At 73.8% G+C, this 15240-nt stretch carries 11 protein-coding genes and 1 riboswitch; of the genes, 5 read left to right on the top strand and 6 right to left on the bottom strand.

Features of this window, described 5'->3' with window-relative positions; all coding sequences use genetic code 11:
* Window positions 1-95 precede the first annotated feature (95 nt).
* Window positions 96-773: a TrkA family potassium uptake protein gene (locus AB0M29_RS11320; protein WP_365381945.1), complete on the bottom strand. Its 678-nt coding sequence runs from the start codon at window positions 771-773 to the stop codon at window positions 96-98.
* Window positions 773-1438: a TrkA family potassium uptake protein gene (locus tag AB0M29_RS11315; protein ID WP_365381944.1), complete on the bottom strand. Its 666-nt coding sequence runs from the start codon at window positions 1436-1438 to the stop codon at window positions 773-775. Before AB0M29_RS11315 ends, AB0M29_RS11320 begins: the two co-directional genes overlap by 1 nt.
* A gap of 208 nt (window positions 1439-1646) precedes the next feature.
* On the opposite strand from AB0M29_RS11315, the gene AB0M29_RS11310 reads away from it, so the two are divergent.
* From AB0M29_RS11310 to cobM, 3 genes are all read left to right on the top strand, one after another.
* On the top strand, window positions 1647-3722 hold the full coding sequence (locus AB0M29_RS11310) for an APC family permease (RefSeq protein ID WP_365381943.1): 2076 nt from the start codon (window positions 1647-1649) through the stop codon (window positions 3720-3722).
* Window positions 3723-3803: 81 nt separating this feature from the next.
* Window positions 3804-5066: a precorrin-6y C5,15-methyltransferase (decarboxylating) subunit CbiE gene (gene cbiE / locus AB0M29_RS11305; protein ID WP_365381942.1), complete on the top strand. Its 1263-nt coding sequence runs from the start codon at window positions 3804-3806 to the stop codon at window positions 5064-5066.
* Window positions 5063-5839 carry a precorrin-4 C(11)-methyltransferase gene (cobM, locus tag AB0M29_RS11300; RefSeq protein ID WP_365381941.1) on the top strand — a complete coding sequence of 259 codons (777 nt, stop codon included), beginning with the start codon at window positions 5063-5065 and terminating at the stop codon, window positions 5837-5839. Before cbiE ends, cobM begins: the two co-directional genes overlap by 4 nt.
* Window positions 5840-5845: 6 nt before the next feature.
* Here the strand turns inward: cobM and AB0M29_RS11295 are convergent, their stop codons facing one another.
* Window positions 5846-7000, bottom strand: a complete 1155-nt coding sequence (locus AB0M29_RS11295; RefSeq protein WP_365381940.1) for a cobalt-precorrin-5B (C(1))-methyltransferase — start codon at window positions 6998-7000, stop codon at window positions 5846-5848.
* Between the two features lie 42 nt (window positions 7001-7042).
* Here AB0M29_RS11295 and AB0M29_RS11290 point away from each other — a divergent pair, with 42 nt between their 5' ends.
* Window positions 7043-7804, top strand: a complete 762-nt coding sequence (locus tag AB0M29_RS11290) for a cobalt-precorrin-6A reductase (RefSeq protein WP_365381939.1) — start codon at window positions 7043-7045, stop codon at window positions 7802-7804.
* Window positions 7805-7850: 46 nt separating this feature from the next.
* Here the strand turns inward: AB0M29_RS11290 and AB0M29_RS11285 are convergent, their stop codons facing one another.
* Genes AB0M29_RS11285 through AB0M29_RS11275 form a run of 3 tightly spaced genes read right to left on the bottom strand, consistent with a single transcriptional unit; the run spans window position 7851 to window position 11295 of the window.
* Window positions 7851-9341, bottom strand: a complete 1491-nt coding sequence (locus AB0M29_RS11285) for a precorrin-2 C(20)-methyltransferase (RefSeq protein WP_365381938.1) — start codon at window positions 9339-9341, stop codon at window positions 7851-7853.
* On the bottom strand, window positions 9338-10009 hold the full coding sequence (locus AB0M29_RS11280; protein WP_365381937.1) for a precorrin-8X methylmutase: 672 nt from the start codon (window positions 10007-10009) through the stop codon (window positions 9338-9340). The genes AB0M29_RS11285 and AB0M29_RS11280 overlap by 4 nt, the downstream gene beginning before the upstream one ends.
* Entirely contained in the window at window positions 10006-11295 is a 1290-nt protein-coding gene (locus AB0M29_RS11275) for a cobalamin biosynthesis protein CobG (protein ID WP_365381959.1), read from the bottom strand. The genes AB0M29_RS11280 and AB0M29_RS11275 overlap by 4 nt, the downstream gene beginning before the upstream one ends.
* Before the next feature lie 105 nt (window positions 11296-11400).
* Window positions 11401-11477, top strand: a riboswitch (cobalamin riboswitch).
* An 84-nt stretch (window positions 11478-11561) separates the two neighbouring features.
* Here AB0M29_RS11275 and cobN point away from each other — a divergent pair.
* Entirely contained in the window at window positions 11562-15200 is a 3639-nt protein-coding gene (gene cobN, locus AB0M29_RS11270; RefSeq protein ID WP_365381936.1) for a cobaltochelatase subunit CobN, read from the top strand.
* The last annotated feature ends 40 nt before the right edge of the window (window positions 15201-15240 follow it).

The raw sequence follows: 15240 nt of genomic DNA, 5'->3' as shown, positions 1-15240 counted from the left end.
GGCCCTTACGCCCCCCACCCCCCCCCCCTCAACGGCACCGGGGTGGGCCCCCCACCCGTGGTCGGGGCCCACACGCCGTTCCGGCACCGAGGGCGTCAGCCCGCCGTCTCGCCGCCCTGTACGGACAGCAGGTCCTCCAACTGCTCCTCGCGGTGTGGCGCGGCCACGAACAGCAGCTCGTCACCGGCCTCCAGAGCGTCGTCCTTGGACGGCGTGAGCACCCGGTTGCCGCGGATGATCGTGACCAGCGAGGTGTCCTGCGGCCACTCCACGTCGCCGACCCGGGTGCCGACCAGCGCGGCCTCCTCCGGCAGCGTCAGCTCCACCAGGTTCGCGTCGCCCTGGCTGAACCTGAGCAGGCGCACCAGGTCGCCGACGCTCACGGCCTCCTCGACCAGCGCCGACATCAGCCGCGGGGTGGAGACGGCGACGTCCACACCCCAGGACTCGTTGAAGAGCCATTCGTTCTTCGGGTTGTTCACCCGGGCGACGACCCGCGGGACGCCGTACTCGGTCTTGGCCAGCAGCGAGACGACCAGGTTGACCTTGTCGTCACCCGTGGCGGCGATCACCACGTTGCAGCGCTGCAGCGCCGCCTCGTCCAGCGAGGTGATCTCGCAGGCGTCGGCGAGCAGCCACTCGGCCTGCGGGACCCGCTCCACCGAGATGGAGGTGGGGTTCTTGTCGACGAGCAGCACCTCGTGCCCGTTCTCCAGCAGCTCGGCGGCGATCGACCGGCCGACGGCCCCTGCCCCGGCAATGGCGACTCTCATCAGTGCGCCTCCTCGGGACCCTTGGCGAACGCCGCCTCGACCTCTTCGACGGCGTCCGTGCGCATCATCACATGCACCAGGTCGCCCTCCTGCAGGACGGTCTGGGACGTCGGCACCATCGCCTCGCCCAGCCTGGTGAGGAATGCCACACGCACACCCGTCTCGTCCTGCAGCCTGCTGACCTTGTGGCCGATCCACGCCGCCGAGGTGTGCACCTCGGCGAGCTGCACCCCGCCGCTGGGGTCGCGCCACAGCGGCTCCGCGCCCGAGGGCAGCAGCCTGCGCAGCATCTGGTCGGCGGTCCATCGCACCGTGGCCACCGTGGGGATGCCGAGGCGCTGGTACACCTCGGCGCGGCGCGGGTCGTAGATCCTCGCCGCCACGTTCTCGATGCCGAACATCTCGCGGGCCACCCGGGCCGCGATGATGTTGGAGTTGTCGCCGCTGCTGACGGCCGCGAAGGCCCCGGCCTCTTCGATTCCGGCCTCGCGCAGCGTGTCCTGGTCGAACCCGACTCCGGTCACCCGCCGCCCGCCGAACCCGGAGCCCAGACGACGGAAGGCCGTCGGGTCCTGGTCGACCACCGCGACCGTATGACCTTGCTGTTCGAGAGAGTGCGCGAGAGTGGAGCCCACTCGCCCGCATCCCATAATCACGACGTGCACGACCGTCCTTCCGCCTGACAGCGTTCCTGGCGTTACCGCCGAAATCCTGGATGTTCCCTGTGCGTCGTACCAAGCGTCTCAGACCGCGGCCAAAGCTACACACGCGCGGAGGGAGCCAGAAGGTTGCGTCCACCGGACGCACAAGTTCGCCACACTCCGTAGGGCAGTGGGGGGAGCGTCGGTATTGACGATCCCTTAACATCGCGGGGTGTCCAAACTGACCGACCTGCCGAAACGGATCCTGATCGGCCGGGCGTTGCGCAGCGACAAGCTGGGGGAAACGCTGCTCCCCAAGCGGCTCGCGCTACCCGTCTTCGCATCCGACCCGCTGTCCTCCGTCGCTTACGCACCCGGTGAAGTCCTGCTGGTGCTGTCCATCGCGGGGGCCTCGGCGTACCACTTCAGCCCGTGGATCGCGGTCGCGGTCGTCGTGCTGATGTTCACCGTGGTCGCCTCCTACCGGCAGAACGTCCACGCGTACCCCTCGGGCGGCGGTGACTACGAGGTCGCCACCACCAACCTGGGGCCGCGGGCCGGACTCACCGTGGCCAGCGCGCTGCTGGTCGACTACGTCCTCACGGTCGCGGTGTCGGTCGCCTCCGGTATCGAGAACCTCGGCTCGGCGGTGCCGTTCTTCGTCAGCCACAAGGTGCTCGGCGCGGTCGGCATGATCTTCCTGCTCATGGTGATGAACCTGCGCGGGGTGCGCGAGTCGGGCACGGTCTTCGCCATCCCGACGTACGCCTTCGTCTTCGGCGTCTTCTGCATGATCGCCTGGGGCATCATCAAGATCGCCACCGGCCACGACATGCACGCGCCCACCGCGGGCTACACCATCCACGCGGAACACGCGGGCATCGGCGGCTTCGCCCTGTTCTTCCTGCTGCTGCGCGCCTTCTCCTCCGGCTGTGCGGCGCTCACCGGTGTCGAGGCGATCAGCAACGGCGTCCCGGCGTTCAAGAAGCCCAAGTCCAAGAACGCCGCCACCACGCTGGCGGCGATGGGCCTGCTGGCCGTCACCATGTTCTGCGGCATCATCGCGCTGGCGATAAACACCAAGGTGCGGATGGCCGAGAACCCGGCCACCGACCTGCTCAACCACGGCAAGCCGGTCGGCCCGAGCTACACCCAGGACCCGGTGATCGCGCAGGTCGCCGAGGCGGTCTTCGGGCACAACTCGATCCCGTTCATCTTCCTGGCCGCCGTCACCGCGCTGGTGCTGTTCCTGGCCGCCAACACCGCCTACAACGGCTTCCCGGTGCTCGGCTCGATCCTCGCCCAGGACCGCTACCTGCCGCGCCAGCTGCACACCCGCGGCGACCGGCTGGCCTTCTCCAACGGCATCGTGCTGCTCGCCGGCTTCGCCGCCGTCCTGGTCTTCATCTACGGCGCCGACTCCACCCGGCTGATCCAGCTCTACATCGTCGGCGTGTTCGTCTCCTTCACGCTCAGCCAGACCGGCATGGTCCGGCACTGGAACCGCCACCTGCGCACCGAGACCGACCAGGCCAAGCGCCGCCACATGCACAAGTCCCGGGCGATCAACGCCTTCGGCGCCTTCTTCACCGGCCTGGTGCTGGTGATCGTGCTGCTGACGAAGTTCACCCACGGCGCCTGGGTCGCGGTGCTGGGCATGATCTGCTTCTACGCCCTGATGACCGCGATCCGCCGCCACTACACCCGGGTCGCCGACGAGATCGCCGCCGACGAGCAGCCCGGCGACGACTACGTCCGCCCGTCCCGGGTGCACTCCATCGTGCTGGTCTCCAAGCTGCACAAGCCGACCCTGCGCGCCCTGTCGTACGCCAAGCTGATGCGCTCCGACACCCTGGAGGCGCTCAGCATCAACGTCGACCCCGCCGACACCAAGGCCCTCCAGGCCGAGTGGCAGGAGCGGGCCATCGACGTACCGCTGAAGGTGCTGGACTCGCCGTACCGCGAGATCACCCGGCCGATCATCGAGTACGTCAGGGGCCTGCGCCGCAGCAGCCCGCGGGATGTGGTGAGCGTCTACATCCCCGAGTACGTGGTCGGCCACTGGTACGAGCACCTGCTGCACAACCAGAGCGCGCTGCGGCTCAAGGGCCGCCTGCTGTTCACCCCCGGGGTGATGGTCACCTCGGTGCCGTGGCAGCTGGAGTCCTCCGAGGCCGCCAAGCTGCGGGCCCGCAAGCGGGCCGAGTGGAACGCGCCCGGCTCGATCCGCCGCGGCCCGGTCGGACCGCCGCGCCGGGACAAGGAGTCCACCGGGCAGGGCAGCGGTCAGGGCAACGGCCAGAAGTAGGGCGGACCGGGCACGGGAGCGCGGGTGACCGCCCAGTAGAGTGCGCTCCTGTCGCCCCACCGAACCGCGAGGAAGCCCAGCGTGACCCCCGCCAGACCCGCTCCGCCCGCCGCCGTCACCGTCGTCGGGATCGGAGCCGACGGCTGGGACGGCCTCCCCGAGTCCTCCCGTACGGAACTGCGCGCGGCCGAGGTGCTCATCGGCGGCCCGCGCCAGCTGGAACTGCTGCCGCCCGAGTGCGCGGGGGAGCGCGTCGCCTGGCCCTCGCCGCTGCGCCCCGCCGTCCCCCGGCTGCTCGCCGCGCACGCCGGGCGCAGGATCGCGGTACTGGCCAGCGGCGACCCGATGTTCTACGGCATCGGGCGCGCCCTGGCCGAGGAGACCGGGGCACCGCGGGTGCTGCCGCACCCCTCGTCGGTGTCCTACGCCGCCGCCCGCCTCGGCTGGCCGCTGGAGGACGTCGAGGTCGTGACGCTCGTCGGCCGGCCCGCCGCGCGGCTCGCCGCCCATCTGCACGAGGGGCGGCGCGTCCTGGTGCTCAGCGCCGACGCCGGAACTCCCGGTGAGGTCGCCGCGCTGCTGTGCGACCGCGGTTTCGGGCCGAGCCGGATGCGGGTCCTGGAACAGCTCGGCGGCGGCCGGGAACACACCACCGCCGAGACCACCGCCGACGACTGGGCACGCACGCACCCGCCCGGCGACCCGCTCAACATCGTGGCCGTCGAGTGCCGCAGGGCACCGGGCGCACCGCGGCTGGGCGCGGTGCCGGGCCTGCCCGACGAGGCGTACGAGCACGACGGGCAGCTCACCAAGCGGCACATCCGCGCCGCCACCCTCGCCGCCCTCGCCCCCGCGCCGGGCGAGCTGCTGTGGGACGTCGGCGGCGGCTCGGGATCGATCGCCGTCGAGTGGATGCGCACCCACCCCTCCTGCCGGGCCTTCACCGTCGAACGCGACCCGGTGCGCGCCGCGCGCATCGCCCGCAACGCCGAACGCCTCGGCGTGCCGGGACTCGGCGTGGTCACCGGCCCCGCGCCCGCCGCGCTGGCCGGCCTGCCCACCCCCGACGCCGTCTTCGTCGGCGGCGGGCTCACCGCCCCCGGCCTCCTCGACACCTGCTGGGAGGCGCTGCCGCCCGGCGGACGGCTGGTGGCCAACACGGTCACGCTGGAGTCCGAGGCACTGCTCGCCGCCGCCTGCCGCCGCCACGGCGGCGAGCTGGTCAGGATCGCGGTGGCGCACGCCGTACCCGTGGGCGGCTTCACCGGCTGGCGCCAGGCGATGCCCGTCACCCAGTGGGCCGTACAGAAGGCCGTCAACCCCTCTCCAGGAGCAGACAGATGACCGTGTACTTCATCGGCGCCGGCCCCGGCGCCGCCGACCTGATCACGGTGCGCGGCGCCCGGACGCTCGCCTCCTGCCAGGTCTGCCTGTACGCGGGCAGCCTGGTGCCGCGCGAACTGCTCGCCGAGTGCCCGCCGGACGCGACCCTGGTGGACACCGCCCAGCTCGACCTGGACGAGATCACCGCCGAACTGGTCCGCGCCCACGAGCGCGGCGCCGACGTGGCCCGGCTGCACTCCGGCGACCCGTCGGTGTTCAGCGCGGTCGCCGAGCAGATGCGGCGGCTCGACGCGGCCGGGGTGCCGTACGAAGTGGTGCCGGGCGTACCGGCGTTCGCCGCGGCTGCGGCCGCCCTCAAACGGGAGCTGACCGTGCCGACCGTCGGCCAGACGGTCATCCTCACCCGGGTCGCCCAGCGGGCCACCGCCATGCCCGAGGGCGAGGACCTGGCCACCCTCGGCCGCAGCGGCGCGCTGATCGTGCTGCACCTGGCCGCCCAGTACGTGGACCGCGTCGTCGCCGAACTCCTGCCGCACTACGGCGCCGACTGCCCCGCCGCCGTGGTCGCCTTCGCCTCACGCCCCGAGGAGCTGATCCTCCGGGGCACCCTCGACGAGATCGCCGGGCGGGTGAAGGAGGCGGGCGTGCTGCGCACCGCGGTGATCATGGTCGGGCGGACCCTGGGGGCGGAGCAGTTCGGCGACAGCCATCTGTACTCGCCGCAGCGCGAGCGGGAACGGCACGACGACTGCCGGACGCCCTCCGGGTCGTAGCGGGACTCAGGGCTTGACCGCGCCGCGTCCCACGACCGTGCCCGCGCGGTCGATGCACAGCACGTCCACCGCGACCGGCGCGCCCCGCAGGACGGCGAGCGCCGCGTCCCGGGCCGCCTCGGCCACCAGATCGCCGAGCGGCACACCCGCGGCCTGGCACAGCTGCAGCGCGGCGAGACCGGTGTTGGCGGCGGCCACCTCGGCCGCGAGCGCGTCGTCCGCGCCACCACGCCTGGCCAGTTCCGCCAGGAAGCCCTTGTCCACCTGCGAGCGGCCGGAGTGCAGATCGAGATGGCCCGCGGCGAGCTTGGAGAGCTTGGCGAAGCCGCCGCAGATCGTGAGGCGGTCCACCGGGTGCCGCAGCAGGTACTTCAGCACGGCGCCCGCGAAGTCGCCCATGTCGAGCAGGGCGTCCTCGGGCAGGCCGTACTCGGCGACCACCGTCTTCTCCGACGTCGACCCGGTGCACCCGGCGACATGGGTGCGCCCGGCCGCCCGGGCCACGTCCACACCCCGCCGGATCGAGTCGATCCACGCCGAGCAGGAGTACGGCACCACGATGCCGGTGGTGCCGAGGATCGACAGCCCGCCGAGGATGCCGAGCCGGGGGTTCCAGGTGGAGCGGGCGATCTCCTCGCCGTGGTCGACGGAGACGGTGATCTCCACGTCGCCGCTGCCGCCGTGCCGGGCGGCCACCTCGGCGACGTGCTCGCGCATCATCTGGCGCGGGACCGGGTTGATCGCCGGTTCACCGACGGCCAGCGGCAGTCCCGGCCGGGTGACGGTCCCCACCCCGGGGCCCGCCCTGAAGACGACGCCGCTGCCCGCGGGCAGCGGCCGTACCGTGGCCCTGACCAGCGCTCCGTGGGTGACGTCCGGGTCGTCGCCCGCGTCCTTGACGATCCCCGCCGTCGCGGCGCCCGCGGTCAGCTCCTCCACGGCCAGCGCGAACGCCGGAGTCTGCCCCTTGGGTAGCGTGATCGTCACCGGGTCGGGAAACGTACCGGTCAGCAGCGCCGTGTACGCGGCCGTCGTGGCCGCCGTCGCACAGGCGCCGGTGGTCCAGCCGGACCGCAGCCCGGTGTGTTCGAGCTGGCCACGGCGCCCGCCCTTGGCCGGGCCGGCACCCGGCGCCCCGCCGGCGCCGCCCGCCGCACCCATGTCCCGACCCTCACTGCTCCTCATGAACGGACCCGGACTCCCATGCACGTACTGATCCTCGGCGGCACCACGGAGGCCCGCCGGCTCGCCGAGCTGCTGCACGGCGCTCCCGGGCTGCGGCTGACCAGCTCGCTGGCCGGACGGGTGGCCAGTCCCCGGCTGCCGCCCGGCGAGACCCGGGTCGGCGGCTTCGGCGGCGCGGAGGGGCTGGCGGCGTGGCTGCGCGCGCACGCGGTCGACGCGGTCATCGACGCCACCCATCCCTTCGCCGGGACCATCAGCTTCAACGCGGCCCGGGCCGCTTCCGTCACCCATGTTCCCCTGCTCGCGCTGCGGCGGCCCGGCTGGGTCCCCGTCATGGGCGACCGCTGGCACGAGGTCGGGTCGCTGGAGGAGGCCGCGGCGGCGCTGCCCGCGCTGGGCCGGCGGGTGTTCCTCACCACCGGCCGCATGGGGCTGTCGGCCTTCGCCGGCCTGGACGATCTGTGGTTCCTCGTCCGGTCGGTGGACGCCCCCGAACCCCCGCACCCGTCCCGGATGGAGGTGCTGCTCGACCGCGGCCCCTTCACCCTGGACGGGGAGCGCGAGCTGCTGCGCCGGACCCGCGTGGACGTCGTCGTCACCAAGGACAGCGGGGGAGCGGCCACCGCACCGAAACTGGCCGCCGCCCGCGAGGCCGGGCTCCCGGTCGTCGTGGTCCGCAGGCCCCCGGCGCCCGAGGGCGTCACCGTCGTGGCCGACCCCGAGGGAGCGGCCGGGTGGCTGGCGGAGCGCTTCGGGCAGCAGGGCCTTCCCGGTCGCTGACGGGCCGGGGGGAGGGGCGCCGTGAGCGGTGCGGCGCCGCCCACCCTCAGGCTTCCGGGTACCGGCGCGGGGTCCAGACGATCTCCTCGCCGTCCGCCCGCCGTACCACCCGGGTCTGCGAGGAGCCGACCAGCAGGATCGTCCGCATGTCGACCTCCACCGGGTCCAGCTCGCCGAGCGTCACGATCCGCACCGACTCGGCAGGGCCGCCCACGTCGCGGGCGACCACCACCGGCGTCTGCGGCGACCGGAACTCCAGCAGCAGGTCCCTGGCCTTGCCCACCTGCCAGGTGCGGCTGCGGGAGCCCGGGTTGTACAGGGCCAGGACGAGATCGGCCGCGGCCGTGGCGCGCAGCCGCTCCGCGATGACCTCCCACGGCTTGAGCCGGTCGGAGAGCGAAAGGGTCGCGTAGTCGTGGCCGAGCGGGGCGCCGACGCGGGCCGCGGCGGCGTTCGCGGCGGTCACCCCCGGCAGCACGCGCACCGGGACGTCCAGGTACTCGGGCTCGGAGGCCGCCTCCAGCACCGCGGTGGCCATCGCGAAGACGCCGGGGTCGCCGCCGGAGACCACGGCCACCCTCCGTCCCCGCCGGGCCAGTTGGAGCGCGAACTCGGCGCGCTCGGCCTCCACCCGGTTGTCCGAGCCGTGCCGGATCTGGCCGGGCCGCTGCGGCACCCGGTCGAGATAGGTGGTGTATCCCACCAGGTCATCGGCGGCGGCCAGCGCGCCCCGCGTCTCGGGTGTCAGCCACAGCGGACCCGCGGGGCCGGTGCCGACCACGACCACCTCGCCCCGCTCCCGCGCGGCGGGCCGCTCCGCGTCCACCTGGCTCGGCAGCACGGCCACCGCGAAGTACGGCACCGACTCCTCGTCCACGTCCGCCAGTTCGGCGATCCGCTCCCCGCTCATGCTGGCCCGCTCCACGTACCGGGCCTGGCCCAGCCGCCCCGAACCCTCCAGCGCCCGGCGGACCTTGCCGAAGGTACGGCCCAGCTTCATCACCACCGCCACGTCGGTGGCGGCCAGCCGCGCGGTCAGCTCCTCCTCGGGCAGCGTGCCCGGCAGGATGGTCAGCACCTCCTCGCCCTCGGCCAGCGGCGCGCCCAGCCGGGCCGCCGCGGCGGAGACGGAGGTGACACCGGGGATCACCTCGGTGTCGTAGCGGCCGGCCAGCCGCTTGTGCATGTGCATGTAGGAGCCGTAGAAGAGCGGATCGCCCTCGGCGAGCACCGCCACGGTCCGGCCCGCGTCGAGATGCGCCGCCAGCCGCGCCGACGCCTCGGCGTAGAACTCCTCCATGGCGCCCTTGTAGCCGCCGGGGTGGTCGGTGGTCTCGGTCGTGACCGGGTAGACCAGCGGCTCCTCGACATGGTCCTCGCGCAGGTGCCGCGCCGCGATCGACCGGGCGATCGACCGGCCGTGCCGGGCGCTGTGATACGCGATCACATCCGCCTCGGCGATGACCTCGACGGCCCGCACGGTCATCAGGGAGGGGTCACCGGGTCCGAGGCCCACCCCGTACAGCTTGCCGTTCACTCTTCCTCGCTCGCGATCGCGTTGAGGGCGGCGGCGGCGATGGCGCTGCCACCTCGACGGCCGCGCACCACCAGGTACTCCAGACCGGACGGATGCGCGGCCAGCGCGTCCTTGGACTCGGCGGCGCCGACGAAGCCGACGGGCACGCCGATGACGGCGGCGGGCCGGGGCGCGCCCTCCTCGATCATCTCCAGCAGGCGGAACAGCGCGGTGGGCGCGTTGCCGACCGCGACGACCGCGCCCTCCAGCCGGTCCCGCCACAGTTCCAGCGCGGCGGCGCTGCGGGTGGTGCCCAGCCGTGCCGCGAGTGCGGGGACGGCCGGGTCGGACAGCGTGCACAGCACGTCGTTCCCGGCGGGCAGCCGCTTGCGGGTGACACCGCTGGCCACCATCTGCACGTCGCACAGGATCGGCGCACCGGCGCGCAGTGCCGTGCGGGCGCGGTCCACCACCGTGGGGGTGTAGCCGAGATCACGGACGAGGTCGACCATCCCGCAGGCGTGGATCATGCGCACCGCGACCTGGCTGACGTCGGCGGGCAGTCCCGCCAGGTCCGCCTCTGCGCGGATGGTGGCGAAGGACTGGCGGTAGATCGCCGCGCCGTCCTTCTCGTAGACGTGGGTGGTCACGGTGTTCTTCTCGCTGCTCTCTGTCGGCTTGACGCTCATGGGGTGATCGCCGTCAGGGCGGCGCGGATCGCGGAGGGGTCTGCCGTGGGGACGGTCCGTGCGTCCCCGCCGGACGAGAGACGGTATCCACCGCCGGGTGCCGCGACCAGGTCGACATGGTCGCCGCGGGGGTGCCCGCAGCGCCGTTCGCACCCGGACCAGTAGAGGGGGAGGGTGCCGCGCGGCTGCCGGGACGGCTGCTCGCGGGTGTGCTCGAGGGTGCGCGCCGCGTCCGCCCGTACGTCCGCGAGCGCCTTGGCGCAGCCGGGGCGGCCGATGCAGGCGCCCACCCGGAGCCAGGGTGACGCCGGGTCGGTGACCAGGCCCGCCGCGCCCAGCCGGGCGAGCGCCCCGGCCGCCCCTGCCGCGTCCGCGGTGGGGACGACCACACCGCGCCACGGGGTCAGCCGCAGTTCGGTGGCGCCGACGGCGGTCAGCTCCGCCCACTGCGCGGCCGAGATCCGGCCCAGCGGGACGTGGACGGAAAGGGCGTCGCCGACGACGCCGGGCGCGGGACCGTCCGAGGTGCCCGGCGGCTCGGGATGTGCCGCGTGGCCGATCCCCTCGGCCGTCAGCCGGTCGCGGACCAGCCGGGCCGTCTCGGCTTCCGGCAGGCCGAGTTCGCGGATCCGCCAGGCGCGCGTGCCATGGGACCGCGCGGCGTCCAGGAACGCCTCGGCGGCGGCCAGCGCGGCGCGCGGCGCATCCCCGGCGGTCACCCGCACCGCACCGGGAGCCAGCCAGGCGCCACCGTCCGGCAGCGTGCGCAGGATCACGTCCGCGCCGAGTCCGGTCATGTCGCCGCGGCCGTCGTCCAGGGCGAAGAGGAACCGCCCCGACAGCTCCGCGGCCGCCTCGCTCGCGCACAACGCGGCGTCCAGCGCGGTCAGCCACGGCCGGATGTCGCCCGGCGCGACGCCGTCGAGGCCGGACAGGGGTGAGGCGACGATGTTGCGTACCCGCTCGTGCGACCGCGAGGGCAGCAGGCCCGCCGCGTCCAGCGCCTCGGCGAGTTCCGTACCGCAGCCGTCCGCCAGCCCGCGCAACTGCACATTGCCGCGGGACGTCAGATGCAGGTCGCCGTCGCCCAACTGTGCGGCGGCGGCCCCGAGCACCCGCGCCTGGCCGGCGGTCAGCACACCGCCGGGGAGCCGGACACGGGCCAGCGCCCCGTCGTCCGCCGCGTGCAGCCGCAGCGCCCCGGGGCAGGCGTCACCGCGTTCCCGCGCGGCCGGTGCGGCCTGGGACGACGGTGGAGGGGTTGCCGTGGGCATGGCGGTGAGCATACCCACGCTCATCTGGGACGGACGTATGCCCCATGCTCTTCCCAAGGCCCTTACTATGCTCACCACTGGACCATCCGGTCCACGAACGCCGTAGGGCGCTCAGGGGAGGAAGCCCGGTGTGAACCCGGCGCGGTCCCGCCACTGTGAACCCGGCCCCCAGGGGGCGGGTGAGCCAGGAACTCCCTTTCCCCGCAGTCGGCTTCGGCCGAGGGGAGACCACTCTCACACCGCCCGGGGCGCGGACCCCGAGGAAGGCCAGGCGACGCATGCCCACTCCGTCCGGGGAGCGCGACCCGCACGCCCGCGAGATCCTGCTGCTGTCGACATCCGACACCGACCTGCTGAGCGCCCGCGCGGCAGGCGGCCCGGTCGGCTTCCGCTTCGCCAACCCCGCCCGCCTCGACCTGGCGGAGCTGCCCGCCCTCCTCGACGGCGTCGCGCTGGTGGTCGTACGACTCCTCGGCGGCCTGCGGGCCTGGCAGGACGGCCTGGACCTGCTGCTCGCCGACGGGCGCCCGGTGATCGTGCTGACCGGTGAACAGGCCCCCGACGCCCAGCTGATGGCCGCCTCCACCGTCCCCGTCGGCATCGCCGCCGAGGCCCACGCCTACCTCGCGCACGGCGGCCCGGCCAACCTCGAACAGCTCGCCCGGTTCCTGTCGGACACCGTCCTGCTCACCGGCCACGGCTTCGACGCGCCCGCGTCCGCGCCCACCTGGGGACCGCTGGCCCGCCCCGAGCGGACCGACCGCCCCGCGGACGGCCGCCCGACCGTCGCCGTGCTCTACTACCGCGCCCACCACATGAGCGGCAACACCGCCTTCGTGCACGCCCTGTGCGACGCGATCGAGGACGCCGGGGCCGTACCGCTGCCGCTGTACGTCGCCTCGCTGCGGGCCCCCGAGCCCGAACTGGTCGAGGTGCTGCGGGCCGCCGACGCGATCGTCACCACCGTGCTGGCGGCCGGTGGCACCAAGCCCGCCGAGGCGTCGGCGGGCGGCGACGACGAGTCCTGGGACGCGGGCGCGCTCACCGCGCTGGACGTCCCCATCCTCCAGGCGCTGTGCCTGACCGGCTCCCGTACGACCTGGGAGGAGCGCGACGAGGGCGTCTCGCCGCTGGACGCGGCCAGCCAGATCGCGGTCCCCGAGTTCGACGGGCGGCTGATCACCGTGCCGTTCTCGTTCAAGGAGATCGACGCCGACGGCCTGCCCGCCTATGTCGCCGACCCCGAGCGCGCGGCCCGCGTCGCCGGAATCGCCGTACGCCACGCGCGACTTCGGCACATCCCGGCCGCCGACAAGCGGCTGGCCCTGGTGCTGTCCGCCTACCCCACCAAGCACTCCCGCATCGGCAACGCGGTCGGCCTCGACACCCCCGCCAGCGCCGTCGCCCTGCTGCGGCGGCTGCTCGCGGAGGGCTATGACTTCGGCCACACCGCGGTGCCGGGACTGGAGTCGGGCGACGGCGACGAGCTGATCCGCGCCCTCATCGACGCGGGCGGCCACGACCAGGACTGGCTCACCGAGGAGCAGTTGGCCCGCAACCCCGTCCGTGTCGCGGCCGCCGACTACCGCCGCTGGTTCGGCGGCCTCCCGGAGGACCTGCGGGCGGCGGTGGAGGAGCACTGGGGTCCGGCGCCGGGCGAGATGTTCGTCGACCGCAGCCGCAACCCGGAGGGCGACATCGTCCTGGCCGCCCTGCGGTTCGGCAACCTGATCGTCCTCATCCAGCCGCCGCGCGGCTTCGGCGAGAACCCGATCGCCATCTACCACGACCCGGACCTGCCGCCCTCCCACCACTACCTGGCCGCCTACCGCTGGCTCGCCGCACCGCGCTCCGAGGGCGGCTTCGGCGCGGACGCGATGATCCACCTGGGCAAGCACGGCAACCTGGAATGGCTGCCGGGCAAGAACGCGGGACTGTCCGCCTCCTGCGGCCCCGACGCGGCCCTCGGCGACCTGCCGCTGATCTACCCCTTCCTGGTCAACGACCCCGGCGAGGGCACCCAGGCCAAGCGCCGCGTCCACGCCACCCTGGTCGACCACCTGGTGCCGCCGATGGCCCGCGCCGACTCGTACGGCGACATCGCGCGCCTGGAACAACTCCTGGACGAGCACGCCCAGATCGCCGCCATGGACCCGGCCAAGCTCCCGGCCATCCGCGCCCAGATCTGGACCCTCATCCAGGCCGCCCGCCTCGACCACGACCTCGGCCTGGACGACCGCCCCGACGACAGCGGCTTCGACGACTTCCTGCTGCACGTCGACGGCTGGCTGTGCGAGGTCAAGGACGCCCAGATCCGCGACGGTCTGCACGTCCTCGGCGCCCCGCCCACCGGCGAGAACCGCGTCAACCTGGTGCTCGCCGTCCTGCGCGCCCGGCAGATCTGGGGCGGCGCCCAGGCGCTCCCCGGGCTGCGCGAGGCACTCGGCCTGGACGAGTCCGCCGCGACCCGCACCGCGGCCGACGCCGCCGAGGCGCGGGCCCGCGCGCTGGTCCAGGCGATGGACGACGCGGGCTGGGACCCGGCCGCCGTACCCACCGAGCACGGCCCCCAGGTCGCCGCGGTCCTGGACTTCGCCGCCCGTGAGGTCGTCCCCCGCCTCGCCGCCACCACCGCGGAACTCGACCACACCGTCCACGCGCTGAACGGCGGCTTCGTCCCCGCCGGCCCCTCGGGGTCGCCACTGCGCGGACTGGTCAACGTGCTGCCGACGGGACGCAACTTCTACTCCGTCGATCCCAAGGCCGTCCCCTCCCGCCTCGCCTGGGAGACGGGCCAGGCCCTCGCCGACTCCCTGGTGCAGCGCTACCGCGCCGACAACGGCGACTGGCCCACCTCGGTCGGCCTGTCCCTGTGGGGCACCAGCGCGATGCGCACCGCGGGCGACGACGTGGCCGAGGCCCTCGCGCTGCTCGGCGTCCGCCCGGTCTGGGACGACGCCTCCCGCCGGGTGACCGGGCTGGAGGCCATCCCCGCCGAGGAGTTGGGCCGCCCCCGTATCGACGTCACCCTGCGCATCTCCGGCTTCTTCCGGGACGCCTTCCCGCACACCATCGGCCTGCTGGACGACGCCGTACGCCTGGCCGCCTCCCTGGACGAACCCGCCGAGGCCAACCACGTCCGCACGCACGTCCAGGCGGACCTCGCGGCGCACGGCGACGAACGCCGTGCCACCACCCGCATCTTCGGCTCCCGCCCCGGTACCTACGGCGCCGGGCTGCTGCAGCTGATCGACTCCCGCGACTGGCGCACCGACGCGGACCTCGCCGAGGTCTACACGGTCTGGGGCGGCTACGCGTACGGCCGCGAGCTCGACGGCCGCCCGGCCCGCGAGGAGATGGAGACGGCGTACCGGCGGATCGCGGTCGCGGCGAAGAACACCGACACCCGCGAACACGACATCGCCGACTCCGACGACTACTACCAGTACCACGGCGGCATGGTGGCCACCGTCCGCGCCCTGCGCGGCACCGCGCCCGAGGCGTACATCGGCGACTCCACCCGCCCCGAGACGGTCCGCACCCGCAGCCTGGTCGAGGAGACCTCCCGGGTCTTCCGGGCCCGGGTGGTCAACCCCCGGTGGATCGAGGCCATGCGCCGCCACGGCTACAAGGGCGCCTTCGAGCTGGCCGCCACCGTCGACTACCTGTTCGGCTACGACGCCACGACCGGTGTGGTCGCCGACTGGATGTACGACAAGCTCACCGAGACGTATGTGCTGGATCCGACGAACCGCGAGTTCCTCCAGCAGGCCAACCCCTGGGCGCTGCACGGCATCGCCGAGCGGCTGCTGGAGGCGGAGTCGCGGGGGATGTGGGAGAAGCCGGACCCGGCGGTGCTGGAGCAGCTGCGCCAGGTGTTCCTGGAGACGGAGGGCGACCTCGAGAGCGAGGAGTGAGGGAGCACGGCCGGTCCGTGACCGGCGGGCGCGGGGACGT

Source organism: Streptomyces sp. NPDC051976 (assembly GCF_040680795.1).
Lineage (GTDB): Bacteria > Actinomycetota > Actinomycetes > Streptomycetales > Streptomycetaceae > Actinacidiphila.
This window is presented reverse-complemented; position numbering and strand designations above follow the sequence as displayed.